The sequence below is a fragment of the Pantoea sp. At-9b genome, assembly GCF_000175935.2.
GTDB lineage: Bacteria > Pseudomonadota > Gammaproteobacteria > Enterobacterales > Enterobacteriaceae > Pantoea.
In genome coordinates this window covers 862,276-888,185 of the sequence record NC_014837.1, presented here as the reverse complement: position 1 = coordinate 888,185, position 25,910 = coordinate 862,276, and the positions used below count along the sequence as shown (strand labels likewise).

Sequence of the window (25,910 nt, the reverse complement as noted above, 5' to 3'; positions counted from 1 at the left end):
TCTGATGGCAACAATAACACGGCCTGCAACGATCAAAATGATCATCCGCAGGCCGCAAATCAGTTCGGTGGCGTCTCGCTTCCTTGCGATACCTGCTGCACATGCTCAGACAAGGTCTGAGCTGATAAAGAAGGTACGCTGCTTATTATGAAGCCGGTCTCGTGGGATGGCGTTACTCGTCTTTACCGACTTTACGCTCGATGGCTTTGAGACGTTTGCTCATGTCATCGATATTCATCACCAACGCGGCCGTTTTACGCCAGGTTTTGTTGGGTTGCAGCGGAATACCCGAAGAGTATACCCCAGGCTCTGTGATTGGGCGCATAACCATGCCCATACCCGTCACGGTGACTTTGTCACAGATTTCCATATGTCCGTTAATGACGCTGGCGCCGCCAATCATACAGTAACGACCAATCTTCAGACTACCCGCCATGATCACACCACCAGCAACCGCAGTGTTATCCCCGATCACAACGTTGTGCGCAATCTGACATTGGTTATCTATGATAACACCATTGCCGATCAGAGTGTTATCCAACGCACCGCGATCGATAGTGGTACAGGCACCAATTTCTACCCGATCACCAATCACTACCGTGCCCAACTGTGGAATTTTCACCCAGTTGCCGCGATCGTTAGCATACCCGAAACCATCCGCACCAATGACGGTGCCTGACTGAATCAGACAATCCTGACCAATCTGGATTTCGTGATAAATCGTCACGTTAGCCCACAGGCGGGAACCGCGCCCAATACGGGTCTGCTTACCCACAAAACATCCGGCGCCAATCACGACGTCGTCGCCCAGCTCAACACCAGACTCGATCACCGCATTCGCGCCCACCGACACATTGTTCCCCAGCTTCGCTGTCGGGTCGATCACAGCGCTGGGCGCGATATTTTGCGCGGGCTGCGGCGTGGTGTCCAGCAGTTGTGCCATGCGGGCATAGGTCAGGTAAGGATTTTTCACCACCAGCGCGGCCGTATTACACCACTCCAGATCCGCTTCCGTCAGCACCACGGCCGAAGCCTGCACCTGGGCGAGCTGCTCGCGGTAACGGCTGTTTGCAAGAAAAGTGATTTGGCCAGTTGTGGCGGATTGCATAGAAGCAATGCCGGAGATGGCGATATCGCCATCTCCGTGCAATTCTGCATCCAACTGCTGGGCTAAATCAGCCAGTCGAATAGATGACATCGATTATTTAACCTGTTTTACAACGTCAGCAGTGATGTCTTTAGCATCAGAAGAAGTGTACAGCACAGCCTGAGAGTCCAGGACCAGATCGTACCCTCCGCTTTTCGCTACAGACTGAACAGCGGTCTGGATTTTAGCCAGCAGCTTGTTACGTTCCTGCATCTGACGAGTCTGGTTGTCTTTCTCAAAAGCCTGAGCTTTTGATTCGAAAGCAGCACGCTCAGAAGCAATCTGCTTCTCTTTCTTGGTACGGTCGCTTGCTTTCATGGTTGAAGCATTGCGCTGCAGATCCTGAATCTCCTGCTGGATTTTCTGCTGCTGAGACTGGAGGTCAGAGGCACGGCCCTGGAACTCACTCTCAAGTTGCTTAGCAACAACAGCACGCTGCGGAGACTGCTGGAAAACCTGGCTCAGGTTAACAACGGCGATTTTGTCTGCCGCCTGGGCGCCAGCAGAAGCAGCTAATGCAACACCCAGAGCAGCGGCACAGAACAACTTTTTCACTATAAACTCCTTACCCTCAACATGTGTGTTTGCAGCGTGTAGCCAAGCTACACGCATGCAGACTCTCTTTATACCCTTTGGGTATACACTTCCCTGCTCAGAGCTTTACCAGGTTTTACCGATGTTAAACTGGAACTGCTCTGACTTGTCTCCCTCGACTTTCTTGATCGGTTGGGCATACGAGAACACCAACGGTCCCAACGGTGACATCCACTGTAGTGCGATACCGCTGGATACGCGAATATTGTTTGGATCGCTGTAATCCGGGATGCCTGCCGCTCGCGTTTCTGCGGTGTTCTGCCATTTGGTATCCCAGACAGTACCTGCATCGAAGAATACCGATGTACGTACTGAGTTAGCATACTTCTCGCTCAGGAACGGCGTTGGGGTGATCAGCTCAAGGCTGGCAACCGCCATCGCGTTACCACCGACCGCATCATCAGACTTACAGATGCCATTAGGATCGGACAGCGTACAGGTCGATGAGCCATCATTCAGGTACGCCGCTTTCGGACCAATGGTGTTGGACTGGAAGCCACGAACCGTGCTGGAACCGCCAGCATAGAAGTTCTCATAGAACGGCATCTCTTTACCGCCGAGGCCGTCACCATAACCCACACGGCCACGACCCAACAGCACCCAGGTACGATCACGGTTAATCGGAACGTATTGCTGAGTATCCAGCGTCGCTTTATAGAAGCTGTTGTCTGAACCCGGAATGGTCACTTTACCGTTCAGGTTGGTACGGTTACCGGACGTTGGGAAGAAGCCACGGTCCAGCGTGTTGTACGTCCAGCCATAGTTGAAGGTGAAGTCATTCGCGGAGAAATCACCATCATCGTTCAGCCCCTGATGACGTCCGACCGAATCGAGATAACGCCACATTGCGACCTGTGGCTGCATGTTGGACAGGTCATTATGTACGTAACCTAAGCCCACACGCAGGGTGTTGTTCTCGTTAATCGGGAAGCCCAACGTGCCATCAACACCATAACTTTTGTTGGTGTAGTCAGACAGGTCAGCATCATCCGCTTTAAAGTCGTTATAGAAAATACGACCACCCAGGCTGACACCGTCGACCGTGAAATACGGATCGGTCAGTGAGAACTCAGCATAGGTCTGATAATCGTTTTTGGTTCCGCTGATACCGACGGTGTTACCGGTGCCGAGCCAGTTATCCTGGGTCACGCCAACCTGGAAGCTCACGCCACTTTCTGTGCCGTAGCCCACACCGAAGTTAAAGGTACCGGTGTTACGTTCTTTAACCTTGTAAACCACATCAACCTGATCAGGTGAACCCGGTACGCGCTGCGTATCCACGTCAACCGTTTCAAAGTAGCCGGTGCGGTTCAGACGCTCTTTACCCTGCTCAACCAGATCGCTGCCCAGCCATGCGCCTTCCATCTGACGCATTTCACGACGCAGTACCGCATCCTTCGAGGTATCGTTTCCTTCGAAACGGACTTTGCGCACGTAGTAACGGTTACCGGCATCAACGTTGATATGCAGTTTTACTGTCTTATCAGCGTCATTAATTTCCGGCTGGGTAACCACGCGCGGATAAGCATACCCATAGCGGCCCAACAGTTTTTTGATGTCATCTTCCATCTGAGTGACTTTGGTGCCGTTATACAGCTCACCCGATGGGATCTTGGTCAGATGTTCAATTTCCGCCGAGTGACCCGCCATGCTGCCGTTAACGATCACACCCGCGATCTTGTACTGATCGCCTTCGGTGATGTTGACGGTGATGTAGATCCCTTTCTTGTCCGGCGTCAGGCTCACCTGGGTTGAATCAATATTAAAACGCGCATAACCGCGATCCAGATAGAAGCTGCGCAGGGTTTCGAGGTCCCCGGCCAGTTTCTGCTTCTGGTATTTACGATCGCCCACCACGTTCCACCACGGCACTTCGTCACGCAGTTGGAAGCGGGAGATCAGTTCATCGGAACTAAAGGCTTTGTTGCCCACGATGTTGATCTGCTGAATCTGAGCAGAAACACCTTCCTGGAAGACAAATTTCAGGTCAACACGGTTACGTGGCAGCGGTGTCGCGATCGCTTTCACGCTGGCCGTGTACTTACCGACGCTGTAGTAGAAATCCTCCAGTCCCTTCTCAATGGAAGAGAGGGTGGTACGGTCAAGCGCTTCACCGACACGGATGCCAGAAGCTTCAAGATTCTGCTTCAGCTGATCTTCTTTCACCGCTTTGTTACCGGAGAAAGTGATGCTGGCAATCGTCGGGCGTTCTTTCACCTGGACAATCAGCGTAGTACCGTCGCGCAGAACCTGAACATCTTCGAAGTTACCGGTGGCGAACAGTGAGCGAATGGTGTTTCTGATGTCATCATCATTCACCGTATCGCCAACACGTACCGGCATACTCAGCAGAGCCGCGCCGACGGCGACTCGCTGTAGCCCTTCGAAATGAATATCCTTCACCACGAAATCGTCTGCACCGTAAACGGTGGCGCTGCTAAACAGCAGCGACGCTATGAGCAACTTTTTCATCGCCATCGTTGTTATGCGTTTTCCTAACACATCCCACGCCTGTCTGCATTCCCGCTATTACAGACGTGAGAAATCATTGAAAAGTGCAAGCCCCATTAACAACACCAGCAGAATTGAACCGATGCGATAACTGAAGTCCTGAACTCGCTCGGACACCGGTCCTCCTTTGATCTTTTCGATCGCCAGAAAGAGCAGATGTCCACCATCTAAAACCGGCAATGGGAACAGGTTAATGATGCCCAGGTTCACGCTGATCAGCGCCAGGAACATCAGGTAGTAAATCACCCCATATTCTGCTGATAACCCGGCACCCTGCGCGATCGAAATCGGCCCGCTCAGATTATTCAGCTTCACGTCCCCGGTTATCAACTTGCCCAGCATGGAAACCGTCAGCTTCATCAGCTGCCAGGTTTTGACACTGGCTTCACCGATGGCGGCAAAAGGCCCATACTGCCTTACCGTTTTGTACTCGTCAGGCAACGGAATCACACGAGGGATTACCCCAGCAAAGCCTTCCGCGTTGTTACCCGGTTTTGCTTCCGGTGTCAGCGTTAACGCCAGTGATTCGCCGTTTCGCTCCACCTCAAGTGCCATATTTTTGCCGGGATTATCCCGCACCTGAACCACAAAAGTCTGCCATTGCGTTAACGGCTGACCATCGACTTTAACGATCCTGTCGCCTGCTTGCAAACCGGCTTCACTTGCCGGAGAGTTAGCCTGAACTTCAGCCAGGGTCGTTTCGATTTGTGGTCCACGTGGGCGGATACCCAACGCAACGACCGGGTCCTGCTTATCCGGCTCGAACTGCCAGTCACGCAAATCCAACTGCTTCTGCTGCGTGGCATCGTCACCAAACTGCGAGACGGTTAGCGTGGCACTCTGATCGCCGATTTTGCCGATCAGCGCCATGCGCACAGCATCCCAATCAGGCGTTTCGATACCATCTACCGCTTTAAGTTCCATCCCGGAGGTAATTTGCGCTTCTGCCGCGACGGAACCGTTCAGAATTTCACCAACTACCGGGCGAACACCAGGGACGCCGTGAATAAACACCGCCCAGTACGCGATAATGGCAAAGATGAAGTTCGCTATCGGACCGGCGGCGATAATCGATGCACGCTGCCAGACCGCTTTGTTGTTGAAGGCTTGATGACGCAACTCAGCTGGAACGCTTTCAACGCGTTCATCAAGCATTTTGACGTAGCCGCCAAGAGGGATCAGGGCAATGACGTATTCCGTGCCCTGACGATCGCGGCGACTGAACAGCGCTTTGCCGAAACCAATCGAAAAACGTTCGACTTTCACACCGCAGCGGCGCGCAACCCAAAAGTGGCCGAACTCGTGTACCGTAATCAGCACGCCGAGCGCCACGATAAAGGCTGCAAAACTCCAGAGTATACTTAGCATGGTCACCTGGCCTCAGAGGGTGCGGAACACCAGCAGCAGCAGGCAAGCAAAAACCGGCACCGCCGCTGTCAGGCTATCAATGCGATCGAGGATACCACCGTGGCCCGGAATTAAGTTACCACTGTCTTTGATACCGGCTTCACGTTTAAACATGCTTTCTGTCAAATCACCCAACACCGAAGCCAGTGTCGCGATGACGGCGCAAATGATTAAGGTTGAAGCCGCAATGGTCAGCGGTGCAAACAGGGCAAACAGCCAGGCAATCAGCGCAGAGGAGACTAACCCGCCAAAAAAGCCTTCCCAGGTTTTACCGGGTGAGACTTTCGGTGCCAGTTTATGTTTACCAAACAAGCGGCCAAACATATAAGCACCGGAATCCGCTCCCCATACCAGAAACATGACGAACAGCAGCCACCAGGCGCCGGCGAAATGATCGGTATCATAATGGTATTGGCGCAACGCCAGCATGCCCCAGAAAAAAGGGATGACGGTCAGTACACCAAACAGAAGACGGAGTGGGCGAGAATGACGCCAGACCGCCGCCGAGGCGGGATAGAAGAGAACCAATACCAGCGCCACAATCCACCAAACCAGCGATGCCCACAAGGAGCTTTCCATCTGGAACTGATGCAAATCGCGTTGATAAGGTTGCAGTGTGAACAGCATTCCAGCCAGCAATAAACCACAGAGCACAGCCAGCCAGATACGTTGCTGGCGGGACGCCATGCCCGCCAGTTGCCCCCATTCCCAGGCGGCAAGCATGCAGATGATGATAGTTGTTATCGCAAAGCCGGACAGTGGTAACCAGAATAGCGCAGCAATCACCAGCGGAATTAAAATAAACGCGGTAATTAAACGAGACTTCAGCAAAGGTTACCCCCAGGTTGCTCAGGCGCCGCCTGGTGCAGCGCCGCCATAGCGACGCTCCCGCAGAGAGAAAGCATTCAGTGCACCTTCAAAAACGTGTTCATCAAAATCAGGCCAGAGAACATCGGTAAACCAGAACTCAGCATAGGCGATCTGCCACAGCAGGAAGTTGCTAATCCGATGCTCTCCCCCGGTCCTTATCACTAAATCCACCGGCGCCAGCTCGTTCATGCAAAGATACGGAGCCAGGCTCTCTTCGGTTATCTGGTCAGGACGTAGCAGACCTTCCTGAACCTGTTCGGCCAATTTTTTGGCACCCTGGATAATATCCCAACGGCCACCGTAGTTAGCAGCAATGTTGAGAGTCAGTCCATTATTTTGCTGAGTCAGTTCCTCGGCGCGGCGAATGCGTTCCTGGATGCGGGAATTGAAACGACTGATATCGCCAATGATACGCAAGCGTACATTATGCTTGTGCAGGCTTTTGACCTCGCTGTCGAGCGCCCAGACAAACAATTCCATTAAGGCCGTCACTTCCTGAATCGGTCGGCTCCAGTTTTCACTGCTGAACGCATAAAGCGTGAGCGCTTCCAACTTATGGCTGACCGCAAAGCTGACGGCCCGGCGTACTGATTTTACCCCGGCTTTGTGGCCTGAAATACGCAGTTTGCCCTGATTTTTTGCCCAGCGACCATTACCATCCATAATGATGGCCACGTGACGCGGCGTACAATCAGCCCGGTCATCGAATGTGTTGTGATTGTTGGACGACATAACGCGTAATAATTCCTTTAATCAGAAATGCTGTGGTTTCTGAATACATTGCGCCTGCAGCAAATACCGACCTTCGGGTCGGCTGGCATTGAAACAATACCAGGCTGTGAAACACGAGCGAGCGACTATACCATTTTCACCCTGAGCTAACAAATAGCGGGAACAATCAACCCGCTATACGCAAGCGCGGCACCATTTCATTGGCACGCACTCGCGCTAACCGGTCGATCTCCATCACCGCTTCAACGCTGGCGGGTTCACTGCAACTCAGTGACGCCAGGACTTCGCTGTTGAGCACAGCGATATCGGTAAAGCGGATCTGGTGCTGCAGGAAAGCAGCCACCGCCACTTCGTTAGCGGCATTCAGCGTCGTGGTAGCAGCCTGGCCAGCGGCACAGGCATCAATGGCCAGCTTCAGGCAGGGATAGCGAGCGTAATCCGGCTCAGCGAAAGTCAGCGCTTTCATTCGTGTGAAGTCGAGCGGTGTGACGCCGGCAGAAATACGTGCTGGCCATGCCATGCTGTGGGCAATCGGAGTCCGCATATCCGGCGATCCCAGTTGCGCCAGCACGCTACCATCACAATAACGCACCATCGAATGGATCACCGACTGCGGATGCAGGATCACCTCCATCTGCGCATCAGTGGCGTTAAACAGCCAGCGGGCTTCAATGTATTCAAGACCTTTATTCATCATGGTGGCCGAATCAACGGAGATTTTACGCCCCATTGACCAGTTCGGATGCGCACATGCCTGGTCTGGCGACATAGCGGCCAACTCGGCTAATGGCGTGTCACGAAAAGGGCCACCTGATCCCGTGAGGATAATTGACTCAATGCCGTTACCCCGCAGATCAGCGTACCCCAACTGATGCTGTATGGAAGCCGGTAAACTCTGAAAAATGGCGTTGTGCTCACTATCGACCGGCAGCAGCTGGGCCTGATGACGCTGTACCGCCTCCATAAACAGGCGGCCGCATGTGACAAGTGATTCTTTATTGGCCAACAGCACGGTTTTTCCGGCGCGAATGGCGGCCAGCGTAGGCAGCAGGCCCGACGCACCGACAATCGCCGCCATGACCTGATCGACTTCATCAAGCGCAGCCAGTTCACAGGCAGCCTGAACGCCGGAGAGCACTTCAGTGTTGATATTGAGTGCTCTCAGTCGCTCACGCAACGCTTGTGCGGACGCTTCATCCGCCATTGCCGCATAACGTGGCTGAAACTGCTGGCATTGTTCAGCCATCAGGGCCACATTCTGACCCGCCACCAATGCAGTCACCTGATATTGCTCAGGGTTTTCCCGCACCACCGCCAGTGTGCTGGTGCCAATCGAGCCAGTGGAACCCAGCAGAGTTAATCGCTTCATGACGCTTTCCATGTGTACTCAGACGAAGCGGGGCTGATAACTTCCCACTTCCTCGGGACCAAAATAAAACGCCGCAAGATAGCGCATTCCCGGATGGGTATACCTCTCTTTACGGCGTTTATACCCGTCATACTTCAAATTGCAGATGCGTTGGCTGCGCGCGTTCACCCCGGTTACTTACTGGAGTAAGCTCCCGGAAATTCATGGCCTTGCCGCCTTCCTGCAATCCGATTGATTCAGGGTATATAAGATAATGATGGAATCAGAACTCCATCAGTTCCTTTTCTTTCTCAGCCAGTGCCGCATCAACGTTTTTGATACGCACATCGGTCATTTTCTGAATCTCGTCCTGCGCGCGACGCTCGTCGTCTTCGCTGATCTCTTTGTCTTTCAGCAGCGCTTTGATCTTGTCGTTCGCGTCACGACGGACGTTACGAACGGAGACACGACCCTGTTCCGCTTCACCACGGACGATTTTGATCAGGTCTTTACGACGTTCTTCGGTCAGCGGCGGCAACGGAACACGGATGTCGCTACCGGCAGAACTTGGGTTCAGACCCAAATCCGATGCCATGATCGCTTTCTCAACTGCCGGACCCAGAGAACGGTCGAAGACGTTGATTTTCAGCGTGCGTGAATCTTCTACCGTCACGCTAGCCAGCTGACGCAGTGGCGTCGGCGTGCCGTAATATTCAACAACAATGCCGTCGAGCAGAGAGGGCGAAGCGCGACCAGTACGCACTTTGCTGATGGTGTTTTTGAATGCTTCCACGCATTTGTCCATGCGCGTTTCAGCATCTTTTTTAATTTCGTTAATCACGTTGAAACCCTTGGATTCGGTTTGACCTGGCCATTTCCGGGCTAACCGGAAGCGGTATCGATAATCATCGATCATCCTGATACCCTTCATCATTCGAGCTCCCGGTCGGGGACGAATTATGAAGGGCATAGCGCAGCGCCCAAGCGCCGCGCCCACAGAATATACCCTATTTTATCTTGCGTCGGGTATTAATGCGTAATCAGGGTGCCTTCTTTTTCACCCATCACGACACGACGCAGCGCGCCAGGTTTGTTCATATTGAAGACGCGGATCGGCAATTGATGGTCGCGCGCCAGCGTAAAGGCCGCCAGATCCATCACTTTCAGCTCTTTATCCAGCACTTCGGCATAAGTCAGCTGTTCATACAGCGTAGCATCCGGGTTTTTCACCGGGTCGGCAGAGTAGACGCCATCCACTTTCGTGGCTTTCAGTACGACATCAGCTTCGATTTCAATACCGCGCAGACAGGCTGCAGAGTCGGTCGTAAAGAACGGGTTGCCAGTACCAGCGGAGAAGATAACCACGCGGTTATTGCGCAGCAGGCTGATCGCCTCTGCCCAGCTGTAGTTATCGCAGACGCCGTTCAGCGGAATGGCTGACATCAGACGCGCGTTGACATAAGCACGGTGCAACGCATCACGCATCGCCAGGCCGTTCATCACGGTAGCCAGCATACCCATGTGGTCACCCACCACACGGTTCATACCCGCCTGTGCCAGACCCGCGCCACGGAACAGGTTACCACCACCAATAACCACACCCACCTGGATACCCAGTTCAACCAGCTCTTTCACCTCTTGCGCCATGCGGTCAAGCACACTCGCGTCAATACCAAAACCTTCAGCACCTTGCAGTGCTTCGCCACTCAGTTTTAGCAGGATACGTTGATATACAGGTTTTGCGTTGGTCGCCATGGTCAATTCTTCCTGGAAGATATGATGAAAAGGAGAAGTTAAATCTGATCAATCATCCGCTTAGCGAGAGAGAAAAGCTATTGGGAAGTGACTGAAAATAGGCCCACGCTAAAACGCAGGCAAAAAAGAACCGCCTTTTGGCGGTTCTTTCGGACCAATTAAGACTGTTTGGACATGGCAGCAACTTCTGCTGCGAAATCAGTCTCAACTTTCTCGATGCCTTCACCCACTTCGAAGCGGATAAAGTTGATGACGTCAGCGCCTTTCTCTTTCAGCGCCTGGCCAACGGTTTTGCTCGGGTCGATAACGAAAGCCTGACCAGTCAGAGAAACTTCACCGGTGAATTTCTTCATACGGCCTTCAACCATTTTCTCTGCGATTTCTTTCGGCTTACCAGACTGCATCGCGATGTCCAGCTGAACCTGGTACTCTTTCGCTACCACGTCTTCAGACACGTCTTCCGGTTTCACGAACTCAGGCTTGCTTGCAGCGATGTGCATAGCAACTTGCTTGATCAGCTCTTCGTCAGCGCCTTTGGTAGAAACCAGAACGCCGATACGCGCGCCGTGCAGGTAGTTACCCAGCTCAGTACCTTCCAGGATAGCAACGCGACGGATGTTGATGTTCTCGCCGATTTTCGCAACCAGTGCCACACGTTCTTCTTCGAACTGAGCTTTCAGAACTTCAACGTCGGTCACTTTACCCGCGGCAGCAGCGTCGATAACTTTGTCAGCAAACGCCTGGAAACCCGCATCTTTTGCGACGAAGTCGGTCTGGCAGTTAACTTCCAGGATCACACCAAAACCGTCAACGATCTTAGTTTTGATCACGCCGTCAGCAGCAACGTTGCCCGCTTTTTTCGCTGCTTTGATTGCGCCAGACTTACGCATGTTTTCGATGGCCAGCTCGATATCGCCATTCGCTTCAGTCAGCGCTTTTTTGCAGTCCATCATGCCAGCGGCAGTACGCTCGCGCAGTTCTTTTACCAGTGCAGCGGTAATTTCAGCCATTCCAGAATCCTCGATTCGTTTCTCAGTGCTTGCACACTGCCAGAAACTTGTTGCGGAAAATTTACTCTGCCCCGCTCGCCTTAGTGGAAGCGTGACAGACTTGGATAGAATAAAGGGGCCTGTGCGGCCCCCTTAACAGATTACATCTGATGTCTAAGGGCTCTGTGAAAGAGCAGACCTTATCAGGCGTTCTCTAAAGACGCGTCTTCAGCTTGCTCAGCCAGATCCTGAGAACGGCCTTCGCGCACGGTAGTGGCAACGGCAGTCAGGTACAGGCTTACAGCACGGATTGCATCGTCGTTACCCGGGATAACGAAATCAACGCCGTCCGGATCAGAGTTGGTATCAACGATAGCAAATACCGGAATACCCAGGTTGTTTGCTTCTTTGATTGCAATGTGCTCGTGGTCAGCATCAACTACGAACAGTGCGTCCGGCAGACCGCCCATATCTTTGATACCGCCCAGGCTGTTTTCCAGCTTGGCCAGTTCACGAGCGCGCATCAGCGCTTCTTTTTTGGTCAGTTTGTCGAAAGTACCGTCCTGAGACTGAGTTTCCAGATCTTTCAGGCGTTTGATGGACTGACGAACAGTTTTCCAGTTAGTCAGCATGCCACCCAACCAGCGGTGGTTAACGAAGAACTGGTCGCAGCTCAGTGCAGACTCTTTTACCGCTTCGGCAGCAGCGCGCTTAGTACCGACGAACAGGATCTTACCTTTACGGGAAGAAATTTTGTTCAGCTCAGCCAGGGCTTCGTTGAACATCGGTACAGTTTTCTCAAGGTTGATGATGTGAACTTTGTTACGCGCACCGAAGATGAACGGCTTCATTTTCGGGTTCCAGTAACGGGTCTGGTGACCGAAGTGAACACCAGCCTTGAGCATGTCGCGCATGGAAACAGTTGCCATGATTACCTCTAAAGTTTGATTGGGGTTGGGCCTCCATGTATCCCATACAACCGACCTCTTACGAGGCACCCCGGTGTACGTGTCGATACATGTGTGTTTTAGTACACATAATGAGATTTATGCGTTTCCTGCCAGCCTGGGGCTGACAGAGAATCGTCGGCGCGCTTTATACCACAATGCGCAGGAATACGCCAATAGTCGTTAGCAGAAAATGGCTTGACGCTTCCCGATTTGGCAGCCCAAATGCCTGCTGCTAACATGACTGCACAGAACTCAATTATTGTCGAATTTTTCGACAGCCGCGGATTAATTTAATGGCTATTTCAATAAAAACTCCTGAAGAAATCGAAAAAATGCGTGTTGCTGGCCGCCTGGCGGCTGAAGTGCTGGAAATGATCGCACCGCACGTGGTGCCGGGCATTTCAACCGGCGAACTGGACCGTCTGTGCCACGAGCACATTACCGGGCAACAGCAGGCAATCTCCGCGTGTCTCGGCTACCACGGATTCCCGAAATCAGTGTGCATCTCGATTAATGAAGTGGTGTGCCACGGTATCCCCAGCGACGATCGTCTGCTGAAAGACGGCGATGTCGTCAACATTGATGTCACGGTGATTAAAGATGACTATCACGGTGACACCTCGAAAATGTTCATCGTCGGCAAGCCGACCATTCAGGGCGAGCGCCTGTGTCGCGTGACCCAGGAAAGCCTGTATCTGGCGCTGCGTCTGGTGAAACCCGGTATTCGTCTGCGTGAACTGGGGCGTGCGATTCAGAAGTATGTGGAAGCACAGGATTTCTCTGTGGTGCGCGAATATTGCGGCCACGGCATTGGCAAAGGTTTCCACGAAGAGCCGCAAGTGTTGCATTACGATGCTGATGATGGCGGCGTGGTGTTGCAGGCCGGTATGACCTTCACCGTTGAACCGATGGTCAATGCCGGTGATTACCGCATCCGCACCATGAAGGATGGCTGGACCGTGAAAACCAAAGATCGCAGCTTGTCCGCACAGTACGAGCATACTATTGTGGTGACGGAGAACGGCTGTGAGATTCTGACGCTGCGTGAAGACGACACCCTCCCTGCGGTGCTGGAAAACGTCGCGTAAATCTCTTCCCAACAGTACCAGGCCGACCTTGAGTCGGCTTTTTTATGTCAATGGCGCGAAGAAGAGACGATGTCGATGAGTGGTAGCGTGACCGAAGCAGTACACAAGGGCCTGACCGATTCACCCGCTGGCTGGCCTGATGAAGCCCTAACCCGCGAGAAACTCAAACTTTATCTCGAACAGTTTCAACAGCACATGGGGATCGCGTTTGATGCCGGTACCGATGTCGAATCCCTGATTGATGCGCGCACCCTGTTTATCGATCGGTTGTTGCGTCGCTTATGGCGTTTCTTCGGCTTTGATCAGATGAAAGAGATCGCCCTGCTGGCGGTGGGCGGTTATGGGCGCGGCGAGCTGCATCCGCTGTCGGACATTGATGTGTTGATCCTCAGCCGTCGCCCGCTGGATGAAACCGCCGCCCAACGCACCAGCGAACTGTTGACGCTGATGTGGGATCTCAAGCTGGAAGTCGGCCACAGCGTGCGGACGCTGGAAGAGTGCCTGTTGGAAGGGTTATCAGACCTTACCGTCGCCACTAACCTGATTGAATCGCGCATGCTTACTGGCGATGTCGCCTTATTTCTTGAGCTGCAAAAGAACATTTTCAGCGATGGCTTTTGGCCTTCGTCGCGCTTTTTCGCGGCCAAAATCGAAGAGCAGCAAGAGCGCCATAAACGCTATCACGGCACCAGCTACAACCTTGAGCCGGATATCAAAAGCAGCCCCGGCGGGCTGCGGGATATTCACACGCTGCAATGGGTTGCCCGCCGCCATTTTGGTGCGACCACCCTTGATGAAATGGTCGGTTTCGGCTTTCTCACCGAAGCCGAGCGCAATGAACTTAACGAATGCCAGGAGTTTCTCTGGCGCATCCGCTTCGCGCTCCATCTGACCCTGACGCGTTACGATAACCGGCTGTTGTTTGATCGCCAGTTGAATGTGGCGCAGCGTCTCAACTATCTCGGTGAAGGTAATGAGCCGGTTGAGCGCATGATGAAAGATTTTTACCGCGTCACACGCCGCATTGGTGAGCTTAACCAAATGCTGCTGCAACTGTTCGATGAAGCGATCCTCGGGCTGTCTGCCACCGAAAAGCCGCGCAATATTGATGACGACTTTCAGCTACGCGGTGAACTGATTGACCTGCGTGACCCGACGTTATTCGAACGTGAACCCCAGGCGATTATGCGCATGTTTTACGTGATGGTGCGCAACGAAAACATCAAGGGTATCTACTCCACCACTTTGCGCCAGTTGCGTTTCGCCCGCCGCCATCTGAAACAACCGCTGTGTCAGATTGCGGAAGCACGTCAAACCTTCATGGCCATTCTGCGTCATCCGGGTGCGGTGAGCCGCGCGCTGGTGCCCATGCACCGCCACAGCGTGCTTTGGGCGTATACGCCGCTGTGGGGCAATATCGTCGGTCAGATGCAGTTCGACCTGTTCCATGCCTACACGGTGGATGAACACACCATTCGCGTGTTGCAGAAGCTGGAGAGCTTCGCTGACGAAGCGACACGCCCGATGCATCCATTGTGCGTGGAGCTATGGCCGCGTCTGCCGCAGCCGGAACTGCTGCTGATGGCGGCGCTGTTGCATGACATCGCCAAAGGACGCGGTGGCGACCATTCGATTCTCGGTGCCCAGGATGCACTCGATTTCGCCGAACTGCATGGCCTGAATTCGCGTGAAACTCAGCTGGTTGCCTGGCTGGTGCGTCATCATCTGTTGATGTCAGTCACCGCCCAGCGCCGCGATATTCAGGACCCGACCGTCATTCAGCAATTCGCTGAAGTGATGCAAAACGAGAATCGCCTGCGCTACCTGGTATGCTTAACGGTATCGGACATCTGTGCCACCAACGAAAGTCTGTGGAACAGCTGGAAGCAGAGCCTGCTGCGTGAACTGTTCTTCGCCACGGAAAAACAGCTGCGTCGTGGTATGGAAAACAGCCCGGACCTGCGCGAACGCGTCCGCCACCATCGGCTACAGGCACTGGCGTTGTTGCGTATGGAAAACCTCGACGAGGAGCGGCTACAGCACATCTGGAGCCGCTGTCGTTCCGACTATTTCCTGCGCCACACCCCGAATCAGCTGGCATGGCATGCGCGACATCTGATCAATCATGATTTGAGCAAACCGCTGGTACTGGTCAGCCCGCAGGCAACGCGCGGCGGGACGGAGATCTTTATCTGGAGTCCCGATCGTCCATATCTGTTTGCTGCCGTGGCGGGTGAGCTTGATCGCCGCAACCTCAGCGTGCACGATGCGCAGATCTTTACCAGCCGCGACGGCATGGCGATGGATACCTTTATTGTGCTGGAGCCGGATGGCAGCCCACTGGCGGCTGATCGCCATCCCATGATCATTCAGGCACTGGAGCAGGCCATCACCCAAACCCAATGGGTACCGCCGCGCGCGCGTCGCCAGTCATCGCGTCTGAAGCACTTCAGCGTGGAAACCGAGGTCAATTTCCTGCCCACGCATACCGATCGCCGCAGCTATCTGGAATTGATTGCCCTCGATCAACCCGGCCTGCTGGCGCGCGTCGGTGAAGTATTTGCAGATTTAGGCGTCTCGCTTCATGGCGCACGTATCAGTACAATTGGCGAACGGGTTGAAGATCTTTTCATCCTTGCAAACAGCGAGCGCCGCGCACTTGATGCCGAAATGCGCAATGTATTGCAACAACGGTTGACAGAGGCCCTTAATCCAAACGATAAAGTGTGACCGCAATCGATTTATTATCCTTTTTTTCTGTGCCAGCGTGACGCTGGCACCCGTATGACAGACTCAGGAAATCATCATGCAACAGTTACAGAGCGTTATTGAATCTGCCTTTGAGCGCCGCGCCGATATCACGCCAACCAGCGTGGACAGCGTCACTCGTGAAGCCATCAACCAGGTCATCGGTCTGCTGGACAGCGGTGAACTGCGCGTGTCTGAAAAGATCAACGGTGAGTGGGTAACGCATCAGTGGCTGAAGAAAGCAGTGCTGCTGTCGTTCCGCATCAATGACAATCAGGTGATGGAAGGCGCAGAAACCCGTTTCTACGACAAAGTCCCGATGAAATTCGCCAACTGGGACGAAGCGCGTTTCAAAAAAGAAGGCTTCCGTGTTGTGCCTCCGGCAGCCGTGCGTCAGGGCGCGTTTATCGCCCGCAACACCGTACTGATGCCTTCTTACGTGAACATCGGTGCTTACGTTGACGAAGGTTCAATGGTTGATACCTGGGCAACCGTGGGTTCCTGCGCGCAGATCGGTAAAAACGTTCACCTGTCTGGCGGCGTCGGCATCGGCGGTGTTCTGGAGCCGTTGCAGGCTAACCCGACCATCATCGAAGACAACTGCTTTATCGGTGCTCGCTCAGAAATCGTTGAAGGCGTGATCGTAGAAGAAGGTTCGGTGATCTCCATGGGCGTCTACATCGGCCAGAGCACCAAAATCTATGACCGCGAAACCGGTGAAGTACATTATGGTCGCGTACCGGCTGGCTCCGTGGTGGTTTCTGGCAACCTGCCTTCTAAAGACGGCAGCTACAGCCTGTACTGCGCGGTTATCGTGAAGAAAGTTGATGCGAAAACCCGTGGCAAAGTCGGTATCAACGAACTGCTGCGCACTATCGACTAAGGCGAATTTGCCTTAAATTAACTAATCCGACGGGTCTGTATTCAGGCCCGTAATTTTTTCTTTACACTGCCCATCAAACAACCTGTTTCTCACCGCGAATTAACAAGTGCGTTTATTTTTCAAACAGGTCATAATCCGCGCCAGTTAACTCAGGCCGCGCAATATTCATCCCGATTTTTGTCTACAGTTGTTGAAGCTGGTTGCTGCATTTAGCCGCATCCCGAATGATGATAGTCCTGCGCGCTCACCCACTTTTGATGGAATATAAAGCTATGTACGACAACCTGAAAAGCTTAGGTATCAGCACCCCTGAAGACATTGACCGCTACAGCCTGCGTCAGGAAGCCAACAACGACATCCTGAAGATCTACTTCCGCAAAGATAAAGGTGAGTTCTTCGCGAAAAGCGTGAAGTTCAAATACCCACGTCAGCGCAAAACCGTGGTTGCCGATAGCAGCCAGGGTTATAAAGAAGTTCAGGAAATCAGCCCTAACCTGCGTTATGTGATTGATGAGCTGGATCAGATTTGTCAGCGTGATCAGGTTGAAGTCGATCTGAAACGCAAAATCCTTGCTGATCTGCGTCACCTGGAAAACGTGGTGTCGAATAAGATTGCTGAGATCGAATCCGACCTCGACAAACTGACTCGCAGCGGTCGTTAATTTTTCCTCCCGCTTTGCTAAGGCCAGCTACTGCTGGCCTTTTTTCTGCGCGTAAGGCAACGCAAGCAACCAGGTATCGCGCTGTGCCTGCCTTATTGCACCGCTTAATGGCGTCCAGGCTGTTGCGTCAATCCGCGCCTGCCAACGTGTCTGCTGCAAACTGTTATCCGCCAACGACAACAATGGCACGATCCTCTGACTGACGCGATCGCGATTTTTCCACGGCCAGCGTTTGGCCGGATCGCTGTAAGGTGCCATGGCTGCCAGCGCACGGAGTAATGATCCCCCCTGCGCGTTCTGGTAATGCCAGAGATCGCCGTTATCACTTTTTTGCGCCAGCTGTGCCAGTCCGGTCAGCGCCTGTAAATTGAAAAAGCTGTAATGAAAAGATCGGGTACGCGCCAGCTCGTAAGGCTGTGTGCCATCCGCGCGGATTTGTTGGTCAATCTTGCTGCGCGCCAGCCGCACCATCGCTTTTACCGTGGCATCGTCCCCCAGATACCAGGCGATGCCCGCCACCTGGGTACAATACCAACTGCCATGGTTATTGGGCGCGGCCGCTTCCTGCAATGCCAGCGGACTATGCTGCAACCAGTGCAGATAGTCGCGAAACCAGCGCTGCACGCCCTGTTCATCGGCAGAGTGCCAGCCCGGAGCCTGCCGCAGCAGCTGCAAGGCATCCACCACGCGGGTGGCAAAATAGCGCCCGTCGAGCACCCCGGTATGTCGTCCTTCGGCTACGCCCGGCACCCCTTGGGCAAAGTTAAGGTTGGGATTCATCCGGCTGACTGGATCGATAAACCAGTGACGTACCATCGTCTGCGCTTTAGCGGCATAACGCGGATCGCCCGAGAAGAACCAGGCAAGGGTCAATGTCTGCACATCGGCGGTAAAACGCGCCAGCCGCACACCATCGCTCTGATCATTTTTGCTGGCGGGATTCACTACACCATCGCGCCGTTGCCACGGCAGACCAGCGGGTCGCGCAGCGTCGGGCCACCAATAGGCGCTCAGGCTGAGATAGTCATGCTTCGAGCCGCTTGGCGGCATCAGCCCTTTATCGGTGACGCTGGGATCTGCATGTTTCAACGCCTGCTGCGCTTCACGCTGCAATTGTTGCCACGCGGCCAGCGTTGGTGCTGCCGCCTGGTGCTGCGCCAGCTGTTGTTTAACCTGTTGTAGATCGCTCAGAGAGAGAAAGGCCAGCTCCGCCGCCTGGCTCCAACCACTGCACAACCCTAACGCGAAGACCACGACCCAGATGCGTGTCATCAAGCCTGCTCATCCAGTTGCAACGCCACATACAGTAACAGGCGGTCGTCGAAATTGCCCAAATTCAGCCCTGTGAGTTCAGAGATACGATTCAGACGATACTCCAGCGTATTGCGATGGATAAACAACGCGCGCGCCGTCGCACTCGGTTGCACGTTATGACTAAACCAGGCGATCAAGGTGCGTCGCAGCAGGCCGTTGCTGTCCATATTTTTCAGTTTCGCCAGCGGCCGGGCCAGCTCATTGGCCTGCCAGCCACCGCGTAAACTATCGAGCAGTACCGGCAATACCAGATCCTGATAAAAATAGCTGCGTTGTTCCGGCATGCGCTGCTTACCGACCATCATCGTGGTGCGGGCGGTACGGTAAGAACGCGCAATGCTGCCTGGGCCGGTAAAATAGTTACCCAAGGCGATACGCATGCGTAAATGGCCGCTCTCCTTCATACGATGCAGTAGCTGTTCAACCCGTCGACGATGATCATCCTGATCATAACGACCGTGGGCATTCAGGGCCGGTTTCAGTACCACCATTTCGGTCAGTGAGACAATAGCAATCAGGTTATCGCGCTCGGGCGTGGTCAGCAGCGTTTGCAACTGCTGCAATTCCGACATGGCGCTATCGACACCCAGCTGCCCGCTGTCCACCTCCACCACCGCCACCACACGCGGTTGATTGAGATCGATCCCCAACCGCTGCGACCATTCGCTCAGCGCCGGTGACAACGTTTCACTGCGCACCAGATTCAGCACCAGCTCCTCACGCAGACGGCTGTCCTGGGCCAGCATATGCAGCAAGCGTGCCTGTTCCAGCATCATCTCTGCCGTCATGCACACCAGTTCACCGTAATGGCGTAGCGCCACCGGTTGACCGGTCAAACCAATAACGCCAACGATTTCACCATCAATACGCAGCGGCAGGTTGATGCCGGGCCTTACGCCATGCAGATGCTTAGCTACCGCTTCATCGATGTCCACAACCCTACCCTGCGACAGGACCAGCAGCGCACCTTCGTGCAATTCGCCAATACGCTCGCGGTCGCCACTGCCAATAATACGCCCCCGGGCATCCATCACGTTGACATTGCTGTCAATAATTTGCATGGTGCGGGCAACAATGTCCTGAGCCAGTCGCGCATCAAGATGATAGGTGGCCATTAATCACTCCAGATAAAAGGAACTGCGGACAGAATACGCGCCCACTCCATAGCTGGCATTGTGCAACTGCACATAGCCGGACAGAGATTGCGGGAATTGCGGGGGAGGTCACATCTGTGATGCTTGTTGCGGCACGATTTATCGTGTGAATTTTGGCACCAGGTTCATAAACCGCGCGATAAATCGCGCCGCTACGTTTTCTGCATAAAAAAGGCGGACCGAAGTCCGCCTTGGCTTAGCTACAAGAGATTACTGCATCAGGAGGTACAGGCTGCTGTCGCCGCGCTGCACATTCAACGCCAGTACCGAAGGTTTGGTGTCGAGAATTTTGCGTAACTCGCCCAGATTCGCCACCGCCTGCTGGTTCACACCGAGGATCACATCGCCTTTTTTCAGGCCGATGCGTGCCGCAGCACTGCCCGCTTTCACGCTATCGACACGCACGCCTTTCTGGCCATTGCTGTCGACATTGCTCAGGTCTGCACCTTCAATGCCGGTGTAGATGGTGGCGGACTGCACTTTTTCCTGGGTGCTTTGCTGCAACTCCACAGTGACGCTCACAGGTTTGCCGTCACGCAGCAGGCCCAGTTGCAACTTGGTGCCCACCGGCAGCGAACCGACTTCAGCACGCAGTGCCGCGAAGCTGGTCAGCGGTTTACCATTCATCGACACCACCACATCACCGGCTTTGATACCGGCTTTCGCGGCGGCTGAATTTGGCAGCACCTGGCTGACGAAGGCACCGCGCTGCGCATCGACTTTCATCGCTTTCGCCAGCTCGGAGTTCAGCTCAGTCCCCATAATCCCCAGCTCACCGCGTTTCACCTGGCCGTACTCGACCATCTGCGCGCTGAGGTTTTTCACCATATTACTAGGGATGGCGAAACCAATACCGATGTTGCCACCGTCCGGTGCCAGAATCGCGGTGTTGATACCAATCAACTCACCGTTGAGGTTCACCAACGCACCGCCCGAGTTACCACGGTTAATCGCGGCATCGGTCTGGATAAAGTTCTCATAGTTTTCAACGTTCAGGCCACTACGGCCCAGCGCTGAAACAATCCCTGAGGTGACGGTTTCGCCGAGGCCATAGGGGTTACCAATCGCCACGGTGTAGTCGCCAACCCGCAGGTTGTCTGAATCAGCAATCTTAATCGCCGTCAGGTTTTTCGCGTCTTGCAGCTGGATCAACGCAATATCCGACTGCGGATCTTTACCGATGACTTTCGCGTCATAACGACGGCCATCGCTCAGCTGCACCTGAATTTTAGTGGCATTCTCTACCACGTGGTTGTTGGTCACCACGTAGCCTTTATCGGCGTTAATCACCACGCCAGAACCCAGCGCGCGGAATTTCTCCTGCTGGGTATTATCACCGCCGCCGCTGTTATCTCCGCCGCCACCCTGGCACATCGGTGAGCTTTGGAACGGCGAACCGTCCTGGCAGAACGGCGAGTTGTCACCAAAGAACTGCTGGAATTGCTGCGGCATGCGCGGCGTCTTCACCGTGGTACTGCCTTCCACGCTGATACTCACCACGGAAGGCATCACTTTTTCCAGCATCGGTGCCAGGCTGGGCAGCTGTTGGCTGGAGGATGATGCTGTCTCCGCCGCGAAAACACTGACCGGGCTTAACGCCATACCCAGACTAAGTGCCAGTGCACTTAACATTAATGTGCTTTTTTTCATTCATCTGTGTCTCATATAAGATTTACGTCCGGACCATTGCTGTGGTCTTGATGATGAGATTAAATTGTAAGCGCGAAGTTCCTGATAAAGTTTTGGGTAAAAGTAAAAAATTATTCTTCGTCTTTACAAAACTTCTCTTATTCCACCGCCATCAAACGACGGTACTCATCCCAGGCATAAAGATCCGTCATCCCGCTGATATAGTCCTGAATCAGACGTGAACGATAATAGCGTTCCCACAGCAGGCGCTCATATTTATGCGCCACAACTAAAGTCCGCATTTTCTGCTGATACGCTTTGCGATGTTTGCCGGATAGCTTATGAAATAAACGGGTTTCAATCGGGTGTTTGGCTAAGAAATCATCATTCATCAGGGTGGTAAACTGCTCATAATCCAGCAGCATTAATGACTGATAAATTTCCAGTAACCCTTTAATGACGCGATAGCCTTGCAATTCCAGTTGTTCGACTTCCGGGTGATTAAACACCTGCTGACGCGCGACCGTCTTAAATAAGGTCAACAAACGCCCTTCTTCACCGTCGTCCTCTAACAAAGCATGATTAAAATCACCGGTAAAAATAGCCGGTAAGTTATCAATAAAGCGCCGCACGGCATGGCTGACTAACACGTTTTGCACGTTAACGCGCAGTGCCATAAAAAACTGATCGCCTTTGGTACGCCATTTTTTCTGGCAGGCTTCTTTCCATGCTTCACCGATGGTACGGCTAAATGCATCACCCGGTTTTATCGGCCCCCAAGCTTTCAGTAAATAATCGTACAAGGTGTCGACATTAAAAATATCTTTCTCTACCGCATCATCGAGATCGGCAATGCAATAAGAAATATCGTCTGCGGCTTCCATTATCCAGGTCAGCGGATAACGATGGTGTTCAGGAATATCAGTCGCTGCACGAAGATCGGCGACATATTCCCTTTCAGATAAATAAAACCCCGGCTTTTTCATTAATACGCTGAACTCAGCCGGTTTATCCCCCTGCCACCAGGCCGGGGCAGTATATTTTAAGATACAGGCCACCTGAGCGTAACTGAGGTTCAGTTGTAACAAGGTATGGACCATGCGAATCGCCTGGGCATTGCCTTCGAAGTGGCACAAATCCTGACGAATCATTGCATTCAACCGGTCAAAATCGGCGCGCTGCAGCTCATTTTCGACCCCGGCCACCAGCGGATCCACCAGTTCAGCCGGTAAATTATCATCAAACCAGTCATTGATGGCGGCTTCGCCGAAGTGGCCAAAAGGCGGATTGCCGACGTCATGCAGCAGACAAGCCATCTCGATCAGGCTTTCAAAAGCGCCTTCCAGCTCATCAAGACCGTATTTCGCCAGACCGCCCCCCTGCGTTTTCAGGGTTTGCAGCACTTCTTTCGCGATATAGCGCCCGGTTTGTTGCACTTCGAGCGAATGGGTCAGACGTGAACGCACTGCTGCATTGCGCTCCAGCGGGAAGACCTGGGTTTTTTGTTGCAGACGGCGGATCGCGGCAGAATTAATGATACGGCCCCGATCGCTCTCAAAATGGCGGGTAATATAGTATTCCCCTTCAGGATCTTTGCGGCTGGTATAAGGGCGGGTAAAACTGATCTTCTTCCTGAAATTGATCGTCGCCATAATTACCCCTTATTTTTTCGTGAATTCTTCCCCTGACAGCCATGATAGACTATGCCTCACTTTTGCGGTTTACATCTACAACATTAGCGAGACTCTTTTATGAAAGCAGGCATTATTGGCGCGATGGAGCAGGAAGTTACCCTGCTGCGTGACAAAATTGAAAACCGTCAGACGCTGACGCTGGCCGGGTGCGAAATTTACACTGGCACGCTGAACGGTGTTGAGGTTGCCCTGCTGAAATCGGGCATTGGTAAAACCGCGGCGGCGCTCGGGACCACCTTGCTGCTGGAACTGTGCAAACCAGATGTGGTGATCAACACCGGTTCTGCCGGTGGCCTGGCCCCAACGTTAAAAGTGGGCGATATCGTGGTATCCGACGAAGTGCGTTACCACGATGCGGATGTCACCGCCTTTGGTTATGAACCGGGCCAGATGGCCGGTTGCCCGGCAGCGTTCGTTGCTGATGACAAACTGATCGCAGCGGCCGAGCAGGTGATTAAACAGCTGGATCTGAATGCAGTACGTGGTCTGGTCGTGAGCGGTGATGCCTTTATTAATGGTGCGGAGCCGCTGGCGCGTATTCGTAACACCTTCCCCCAGGCGATTGCTGTAGAGATGGAAGCCACCGCGATTGGTCATGTATGCCACCAATTCAAGGTGCCGTTTGTGGTAGTGCGCGCCATCTCTGACGTCGCCGACCAAGAATCGCATCTCAGCTTCGACGAGTTCCTCAGCGTCGCGGCGAAACAGTCTTCCCTGATGGTCGAAAACCTGCTGGCACAACTGACTCGTGGTTAAATCGGTCTGGCTGGCCGGGCTGCTGCTGTTTTGCAGTAGCCTGCTTGCCGCAGCACCACGCGTCATCACCTTAGCGCCACACCTGACCGAGCTGGCGTTTGCTGCTGGCATTACGCCAGTCGCGGTCAGCGCCTGGTCAGATTACCCCGCCAGTGCTACGTCGCTGGAGCAGGTGGCCAACTGGCAAGGCATCCGCATCGAACGGATTGTACAGCTCAAACCGGATGTGGTGCTGGCATGGCGAGGGGGTAATCCGCAGCGCCAGGTCGAACAACTGCAACGGCTGGGGATTAAGGTGGAGTGGATCGATCCGCAAACGCTTGATCAGATGATCGATGCGCTGGCGGATCTGCGACGCTGGAGTCCGCACCCACAACAGGCAGAAGCAGCCGCTCAGGCGTTACGTGCACAAGAAATGCAGCTGCGTCAGCAGTATCAGCAGCAACCGCCAGTGCGGATATTTTTGCAGTTTGGGCAACAACCGTTGTTTACCGCATCACGCCAGACGCTGCAAAATGCAGTGATTGAACTGTGCGGTGGCCGTAATATCTTTGCCGATAGCACGGTGAGCTGGCCGCAGGTCAGCCGCGAACAAGTGCTGGCACGGCATCCTCAAGCGATTGTGATCGGCGGCAAGGCCACGCAGGCCACCAGTATCGCGCAGTTCTGGCAACCGCAGTTGCAGGTGCCAGTGATTGCCATCAATGATGACTGGTTAAGCCGCCCGGGACCACGCCTGATGCTGGCTGCTCAGCAGCTCTGCGCGGCGCTTCATCCGGCGAAAAACAGTCGTAAAATTGATTAAAGAATCAGCAAAAATTGTCGTTAATCAAGTAACAAGGCACGGCAGCCACGTATGCTCTGTGCCCTTTTTGCGCAAAGCGCAATTTTAAAATACACCAGGAATTAAACATGACCAGAGCTTTACTGCTGGCCATAGGGCTTGTGTTCGCTGCATCTATCGGTGCGGCCTCCACCACCGGCTCTATTGCCGTCTCGTTGACGATTTTCTCCCGCTGCGATATCTCACGCCCCGATACGCAAACCTTACCCGCCATTGATTGCGGTCGCCAAAGCAGCGCCCAGCCACGGGTAACGCACAGCACATTGCAGCGTAATGAAACGTCGCAGTTGGTGACGATAGAGTGGTAACGGGCCGCCAGGACGGCGGCCAGGGCAATCAGATACTGAAGGAGGAACCGCAGCCGCAGGTTGTTTTGGCATTCGGGTTGGTCACGATGAAACGTGAGCCTTCCAGCCCTTCGGTGTAATCAACCGAACCACCCACCAGGTATTGCAGGCTCATCGGGTCTACCACCAACGCCACGCCCTGTTTTTCAATGGTCATGTCGCCGTCATTCATTTGATCGTCGAAAGTGAAACCGTACTGGAAGCCGCTACAGCCACCACCGGTGATGTAAACACGCAGTTTCAGCTCCGGATTTTCTTCATCCGCGATCAGATTTTTCACTTTTTTCGCTGCTGCATCGGTGAATTGCAAAGGCAGTGCTGCTACATCGTCACTCATCTTTTACTCCGGGTAAACGTCCAGGTCAGAAAACGACCTTAATCACGCTATTATCTGCCAGCCGCACAGTGCAATCAAGTGTTGCCCTTCGCACTGCGTGCCGCCTGTGATGGATTAAAGTATAGCGATGAGACTGCTTTAGCGCCCGGCT

23 protein-coding genes are annotated in these 25,910 nt (G+C 53.6%); 7 read left to right on the top strand and 16 right to left on the bottom strand.

Translation table 11 applies throughout. From position 1 onward, the window contains the following. Positions 1-172 precede the first annotated feature (172 nt). The 11 genes from lpxD to rpsB form a co-directional block, all read right to left on the bottom strand. Complete coding sequence (gene lpxD, locus PAT9B_RS03875; protein ID WP_013507952.1) at positions 173-1,198, bottom strand: UDP-3-O-(3-hydroxymyristoyl)glucosamine N-acyltransferase; 1,026 nt, start codon at positions 1,196-1,198, stop codon at positions 173-175. A gap of 3 nt (positions 1,199-1,201) precedes the next feature. After that, complete coding sequence (locus tag PAT9B_RS03870) at positions 1,202-1,702, bottom strand: OmpH family outer membrane protein (RefSeq protein WP_013507951.1); 501 nt, start codon at positions 1,700-1,702, stop codon at positions 1,202-1,204. Positions 1,703-1,807: 105 nt separating this feature from the next. Beyond that, positions 1,808-4,219, bottom strand: a complete 2,412-nt coding sequence (gene bamA, locus PAT9B_RS03865) for an outer membrane protein assembly factor BamA (RefSeq protein WP_013507950.1) — start codon at positions 4,217-4,219, stop codon at positions 1,808-1,810. A 51-nt stretch (positions 4,220-4,270) separates the two neighbouring features. Then, entirely contained in the window at positions 4,271-5,620 is a 1,350-nt protein-coding gene (rseP, locus tag PAT9B_RS03860; RefSeq protein ID WP_013507949.1) for a sigma E protease regulator RseP, read from the bottom strand. A gap of 12 nt (positions 5,621-5,632) precedes the next feature. Then, positions 5,633-6,490: a phosphatidate cytidylyltransferase gene (gene cdsA / locus PAT9B_RS03855; RefSeq protein ID WP_013507948.1), complete on the bottom strand. Its 858-nt coding sequence runs from the start codon at positions 6,488-6,490 to the stop codon at positions 5,633-5,635. Between the two features lie 18 nt (positions 6,491-6,508). After that, the gene (gene ispU / locus PAT9B_RS03850; protein WP_013507947.1) at positions 6,509-7,261 is read right to left on the bottom strand and encodes a (2E,6E)-farnesyl-diphosphate-specific ditrans,polycis-undecaprenyl-diphosphate synthase; all 753 of its coding nucleotides are present in this window, start codon (positions 7,259-7,261) and stop codon (positions 6,509-6,511) included. A gap of 166 nt (positions 7,262-7,427) precedes the next feature. Further along, on the bottom strand, positions 7,428-8,630 hold the full coding sequence (ispC, locus tag PAT9B_RS03845; protein ID WP_041525732.1) for a 1-deoxy-D-xylulose-5-phosphate reductoisomerase: 1,203 nt from the start codon (positions 8,628-8,630) through the stop codon (positions 7,428-7,430). Positions 8,631-8,892: 262 nt separating this feature from the next. After that, positions 8,893-9,450, bottom strand: a complete 558-nt coding sequence (gene frr / locus PAT9B_RS03840; RefSeq protein WP_041525898.1) for a ribosome recycling factor — start codon at positions 9,448-9,450, stop codon at positions 8,893-8,895. Between the two features lie 188 nt (positions 9,451-9,638). Then, entirely contained in the window at positions 9,639-10,364 is a 726-nt protein-coding gene (gene pyrH, locus PAT9B_RS03835) for a UMP kinase (protein WP_013507944.1), read from the bottom strand. Positions 10,365-10,522: 158 nt separating this feature from the next. Next, entirely contained in the window at positions 10,523-11,374 is an 852-nt protein-coding gene (gene tsf / locus PAT9B_RS03830; RefSeq protein ID WP_013507943.1) for a translation elongation factor Ts, read from the bottom strand. A 182-nt stretch (positions 11,375-11,556) separates the two neighbouring features. After that, on the bottom strand, positions 11,557-12,282 hold the full coding sequence (gene rpsB / locus PAT9B_RS03825; protein ID WP_013507942.1) for a 30S ribosomal protein S2: 726 nt from the start codon (positions 12,280-12,282) through the stop codon (positions 11,557-11,559). A 314-nt stretch (positions 12,283-12,596) separates the two neighbouring features. Here rpsB and map point away from each other — a divergent pair, with 314 nt between their 5' ends. The 4 genes from map (at position 12,597) to PAT9B_RS03805 (ending at position 17,684) form a co-directional block, all read left to right on the top strand. Then, the gene (gene map / locus PAT9B_RS03820; RefSeq protein ID WP_013507941.1) at positions 12,597-13,391 is read left to right on the top strand and encodes a type I methionyl aminopeptidase; all 795 of its coding nucleotides are present in this window, start codon (positions 12,597-12,599) and stop codon (positions 13,389-13,391) included. Positions 13,392-13,466: 75 nt separating this feature from the next. Next, a complete protein-coding gene (gene glnD / locus PAT9B_RS03815) occupies positions 13,467-16,121 on the top strand; it encodes a bifunctional uridylyltransferase/uridylyl-removing protein GlnD (protein ID WP_013507940.1) in 2,655 nt (884 codons plus the stop codon). 76 nt (positions 16,122-16,197) lie between these two features. Then, positions 16,198-17,022 (top strand): 2,3,4,5-tetrahydropyridine-2,6-dicarboxylate N-succinyltransferase, encoded by an 825-nt coding sequence (gene dapD, locus PAT9B_RS03810; protein ID WP_013507939.1) that lies wholly within the window; start codon positions 16,198-16,200, stop codon positions 17,020-17,022. 272 nt (positions 17,023-17,294) lie between these two features. Further along, on the top strand, positions 17,295-17,684 hold the full coding sequence (locus PAT9B_RS03805; protein ID WP_013507938.1) for a DUF3461 family protein: 390 nt from the start codon (positions 17,295-17,297) through the stop codon (positions 17,682-17,684). A 27-nt stretch (positions 17,685-17,711) separates the two neighbouring features. Here the strand turns inward: PAT9B_RS03805 and PAT9B_RS03800 are convergent, their stop codons facing one another. The 4 genes from PAT9B_RS03800 to dgt all read right to left on the bottom strand — a co-directional run bounded on the left by PAT9B_RS03800 (position 17,712) and on the right by dgt (position 23,433). Beyond that, on the bottom strand, positions 17,712-18,956 hold the full coding sequence (locus tag PAT9B_RS03800) for an alginate lyase family protein (protein ID WP_013507937.1): 1,245 nt from the start codon (positions 18,954-18,956) through the stop codon (positions 17,712-17,714). Continuing rightward, on the bottom strand, positions 18,956-20,113 hold the full coding sequence (locus tag PAT9B_RS03795; protein WP_013507936.1) for a CdaR family transcriptional regulator: 1,158 nt from the start codon (positions 20,111-20,113) through the stop codon (positions 18,956-18,958). The genes PAT9B_RS03800 and PAT9B_RS03795 overlap by 1 nt, the downstream gene beginning before the upstream one ends. 249 nt (positions 20,114-20,362) lie before the next feature. Next, positions 20,363-21,802, bottom strand: coding sequence for a serine endoprotease DegP (gene degP, locus PAT9B_RS03790; protein ID WP_013507935.1), 1,440 nt, complete (start codon positions 21,800-21,802; stop codon positions 20,363-20,365). Between the two features lie 137 nt (positions 21,803-21,939). Next, positions 21,940-23,433 carry a dGTPase gene (dgt, locus tag PAT9B_RS03785; protein WP_013507934.1) on the bottom strand — a complete coding sequence of 498 codons (1,494 nt, stop codon included), beginning with the start codon at positions 23,431-23,433 and terminating at the stop codon, positions 21,940-21,942. A gap of 99 nt (positions 23,434-23,532) precedes the next feature. Here dgt and mtnN point away from each other — a divergent pair, with 99 nt between their 5' ends. The 3 genes from mtnN (at position 23,533) to PAT9B_RS03770 (ending at position 25,383) form a co-directional block, all read left to right on the top strand. Continuing rightward, positions 23,533-24,231 (top strand): 5'-methylthioadenosine/S-adenosylhomocysteine nucleosidase, encoded by a 699-nt coding sequence (gene mtnN, locus PAT9B_RS03780; RefSeq protein ID WP_013507933.1) that lies wholly within the window; start codon positions 23,533-23,535, stop codon positions 24,229-24,231. After that, a complete protein-coding gene (gene btuF / locus PAT9B_RS03775) occupies positions 24,224-25,036 on the top strand; it encodes a vitamin B12 ABC transporter substrate-binding protein BtuF (protein WP_013507932.1) in 813 nt (270 codons plus the stop codon). The genes mtnN and btuF overlap by 8 nt, the downstream gene beginning before the upstream one ends. Before the next feature lie 107 nt (positions 25,037-25,143). Next, entirely contained in the window at positions 25,144-25,383 is a 240-nt protein-coding gene (locus tag PAT9B_RS03770) for a hypothetical protein (RefSeq protein ID WP_013507931.1), read from the top strand. A 28-nt stretch (positions 25,384-25,411) separates the two neighbouring features. Here the strand turns inward: PAT9B_RS03770 and erpA are convergent, their stop codons facing one another. Further along, the gene (erpA, locus tag PAT9B_RS03765) at positions 25,412-25,759 is read right to left on the bottom strand and encodes an iron-sulfur cluster insertion protein ErpA (RefSeq protein ID WP_013507930.1); all 348 of its coding nucleotides are present in this window, start codon (positions 25,757-25,759) and stop codon (positions 25,412-25,414) included. Between the last annotated feature and the right edge of the window lie 151 nt (positions 25,760-25,910).

Coding starts and splice junctions, on each gene's coding strand:
- lpxD (WP_013507952.1), bottom strand. CDS start 1,198: ATGTCATCTATTCGACTGGCTGATTTAGCCCAGCAGTTGGATGCAGAA.
- bamA (WP_013507950.1), bottom strand. CDS start 4,219: ATGGCGATGAAAAAGTTGCTCATAGCGTCGCTGCTGTTTAGCAGCGCC.
- rseP (WP_013507949.1), bottom strand. CDS start 5,620: ATGCTAAGTATACTCTGGAGTTTTGCAGCCTTTATCGTGGCGCTCGGC.
- ispU (WP_013507947.1), bottom strand. CDS start 7,261: ATGTCGTCCAACAATCACAACACATTCGATGACCGGGCTGATTGTACG.
- ispC (WP_041525732.1), bottom strand. CDS start 8,630: ATGAAGCGATTAACTCTGCTGGGTTCCACTGGCTCGATTGGCACCAGC.
- pyrH (WP_013507944.1), bottom strand. CDS start 10,364: ATGGCGACCAACGCAAAACCTGTATATCAACGTATCCTGCTAAAACTG.
- tsf (WP_013507943.1), bottom strand. CDS start 11,374: ATGGCTGAAATTACCGCTGCACTGGTAAAAGAACTGCGCGAGCGTACT.
- rpsB (WP_013507942.1), bottom strand. CDS start 12,282: ATGGCAACTGTTTCCATGCGCGACATGCTCAAGGCTGGTGTTCACTTC.
- map (WP_013507941.1), top strand. CDS start 12,597: ATGGCTATTTCAATAAAAACTCCTGAAGAAATCGAAAAAATGCGTGTT.
- glnD (WP_013507940.1), top strand. CDS start 13,467: ATGAGTGGTAGCGTGACCGAAGCAGTACACAAGGGCCTGACCGATTCA.
- dapD (WP_013507939.1), top strand. CDS start 16,198: ATGCAACAGTTACAGAGCGTTATTGAATCTGCCTTTGAGCGCCGCGCC.
- PAT9B_RS03805 (WP_013507938.1), top strand. CDS start 17,295: ATGTACGACAACCTGAAAAGCTTAGGTATCAGCACCCCTGAAGACATT.
- PAT9B_RS03800 (WP_013507937.1), bottom strand. CDS start 18,956: ATGACACGCATCTGGGTCGTGGTCTTCGCGTTAGGGTTGTGCAGTGGT.
- PAT9B_RS03795 (WP_013507936.1), bottom strand. CDS start 20,113: ATGGCCACCTATCATCTTGATGCGCGACTGGCTCAGGACATTGTTGCC.
- degP (WP_013507935.1), bottom strand. CDS start 21,802: ATGAAAAAAAGCACATTAATGTTAAGTGCACTGGCACTTAGTCTGGGT.
- dgt (WP_013507934.1), bottom strand. CDS start 23,433: ATGGCGACGATCAATTTCAGGAAGAAGATCAGTTTTACCCGCCCTTAT.
- mtnN (WP_013507933.1), top strand. CDS start 23,533: ATGAAAGCAGGCATTATTGGCGCGATGGAGCAGGAAGTTACCCTGCTG.
- PAT9B_RS03770 (WP_013507931.1), top strand. CDS start 25,144: ATGACCAGAGCTTTACTGCTGGCCATAGGGCTTGTGTTCGCTGCATCT.
- erpA (WP_013507930.1), bottom strand. CDS start 25,759: ATGAGTGACGATGTAGCAGCACTGCCTTTGCAATTCACCGATGCAGCA.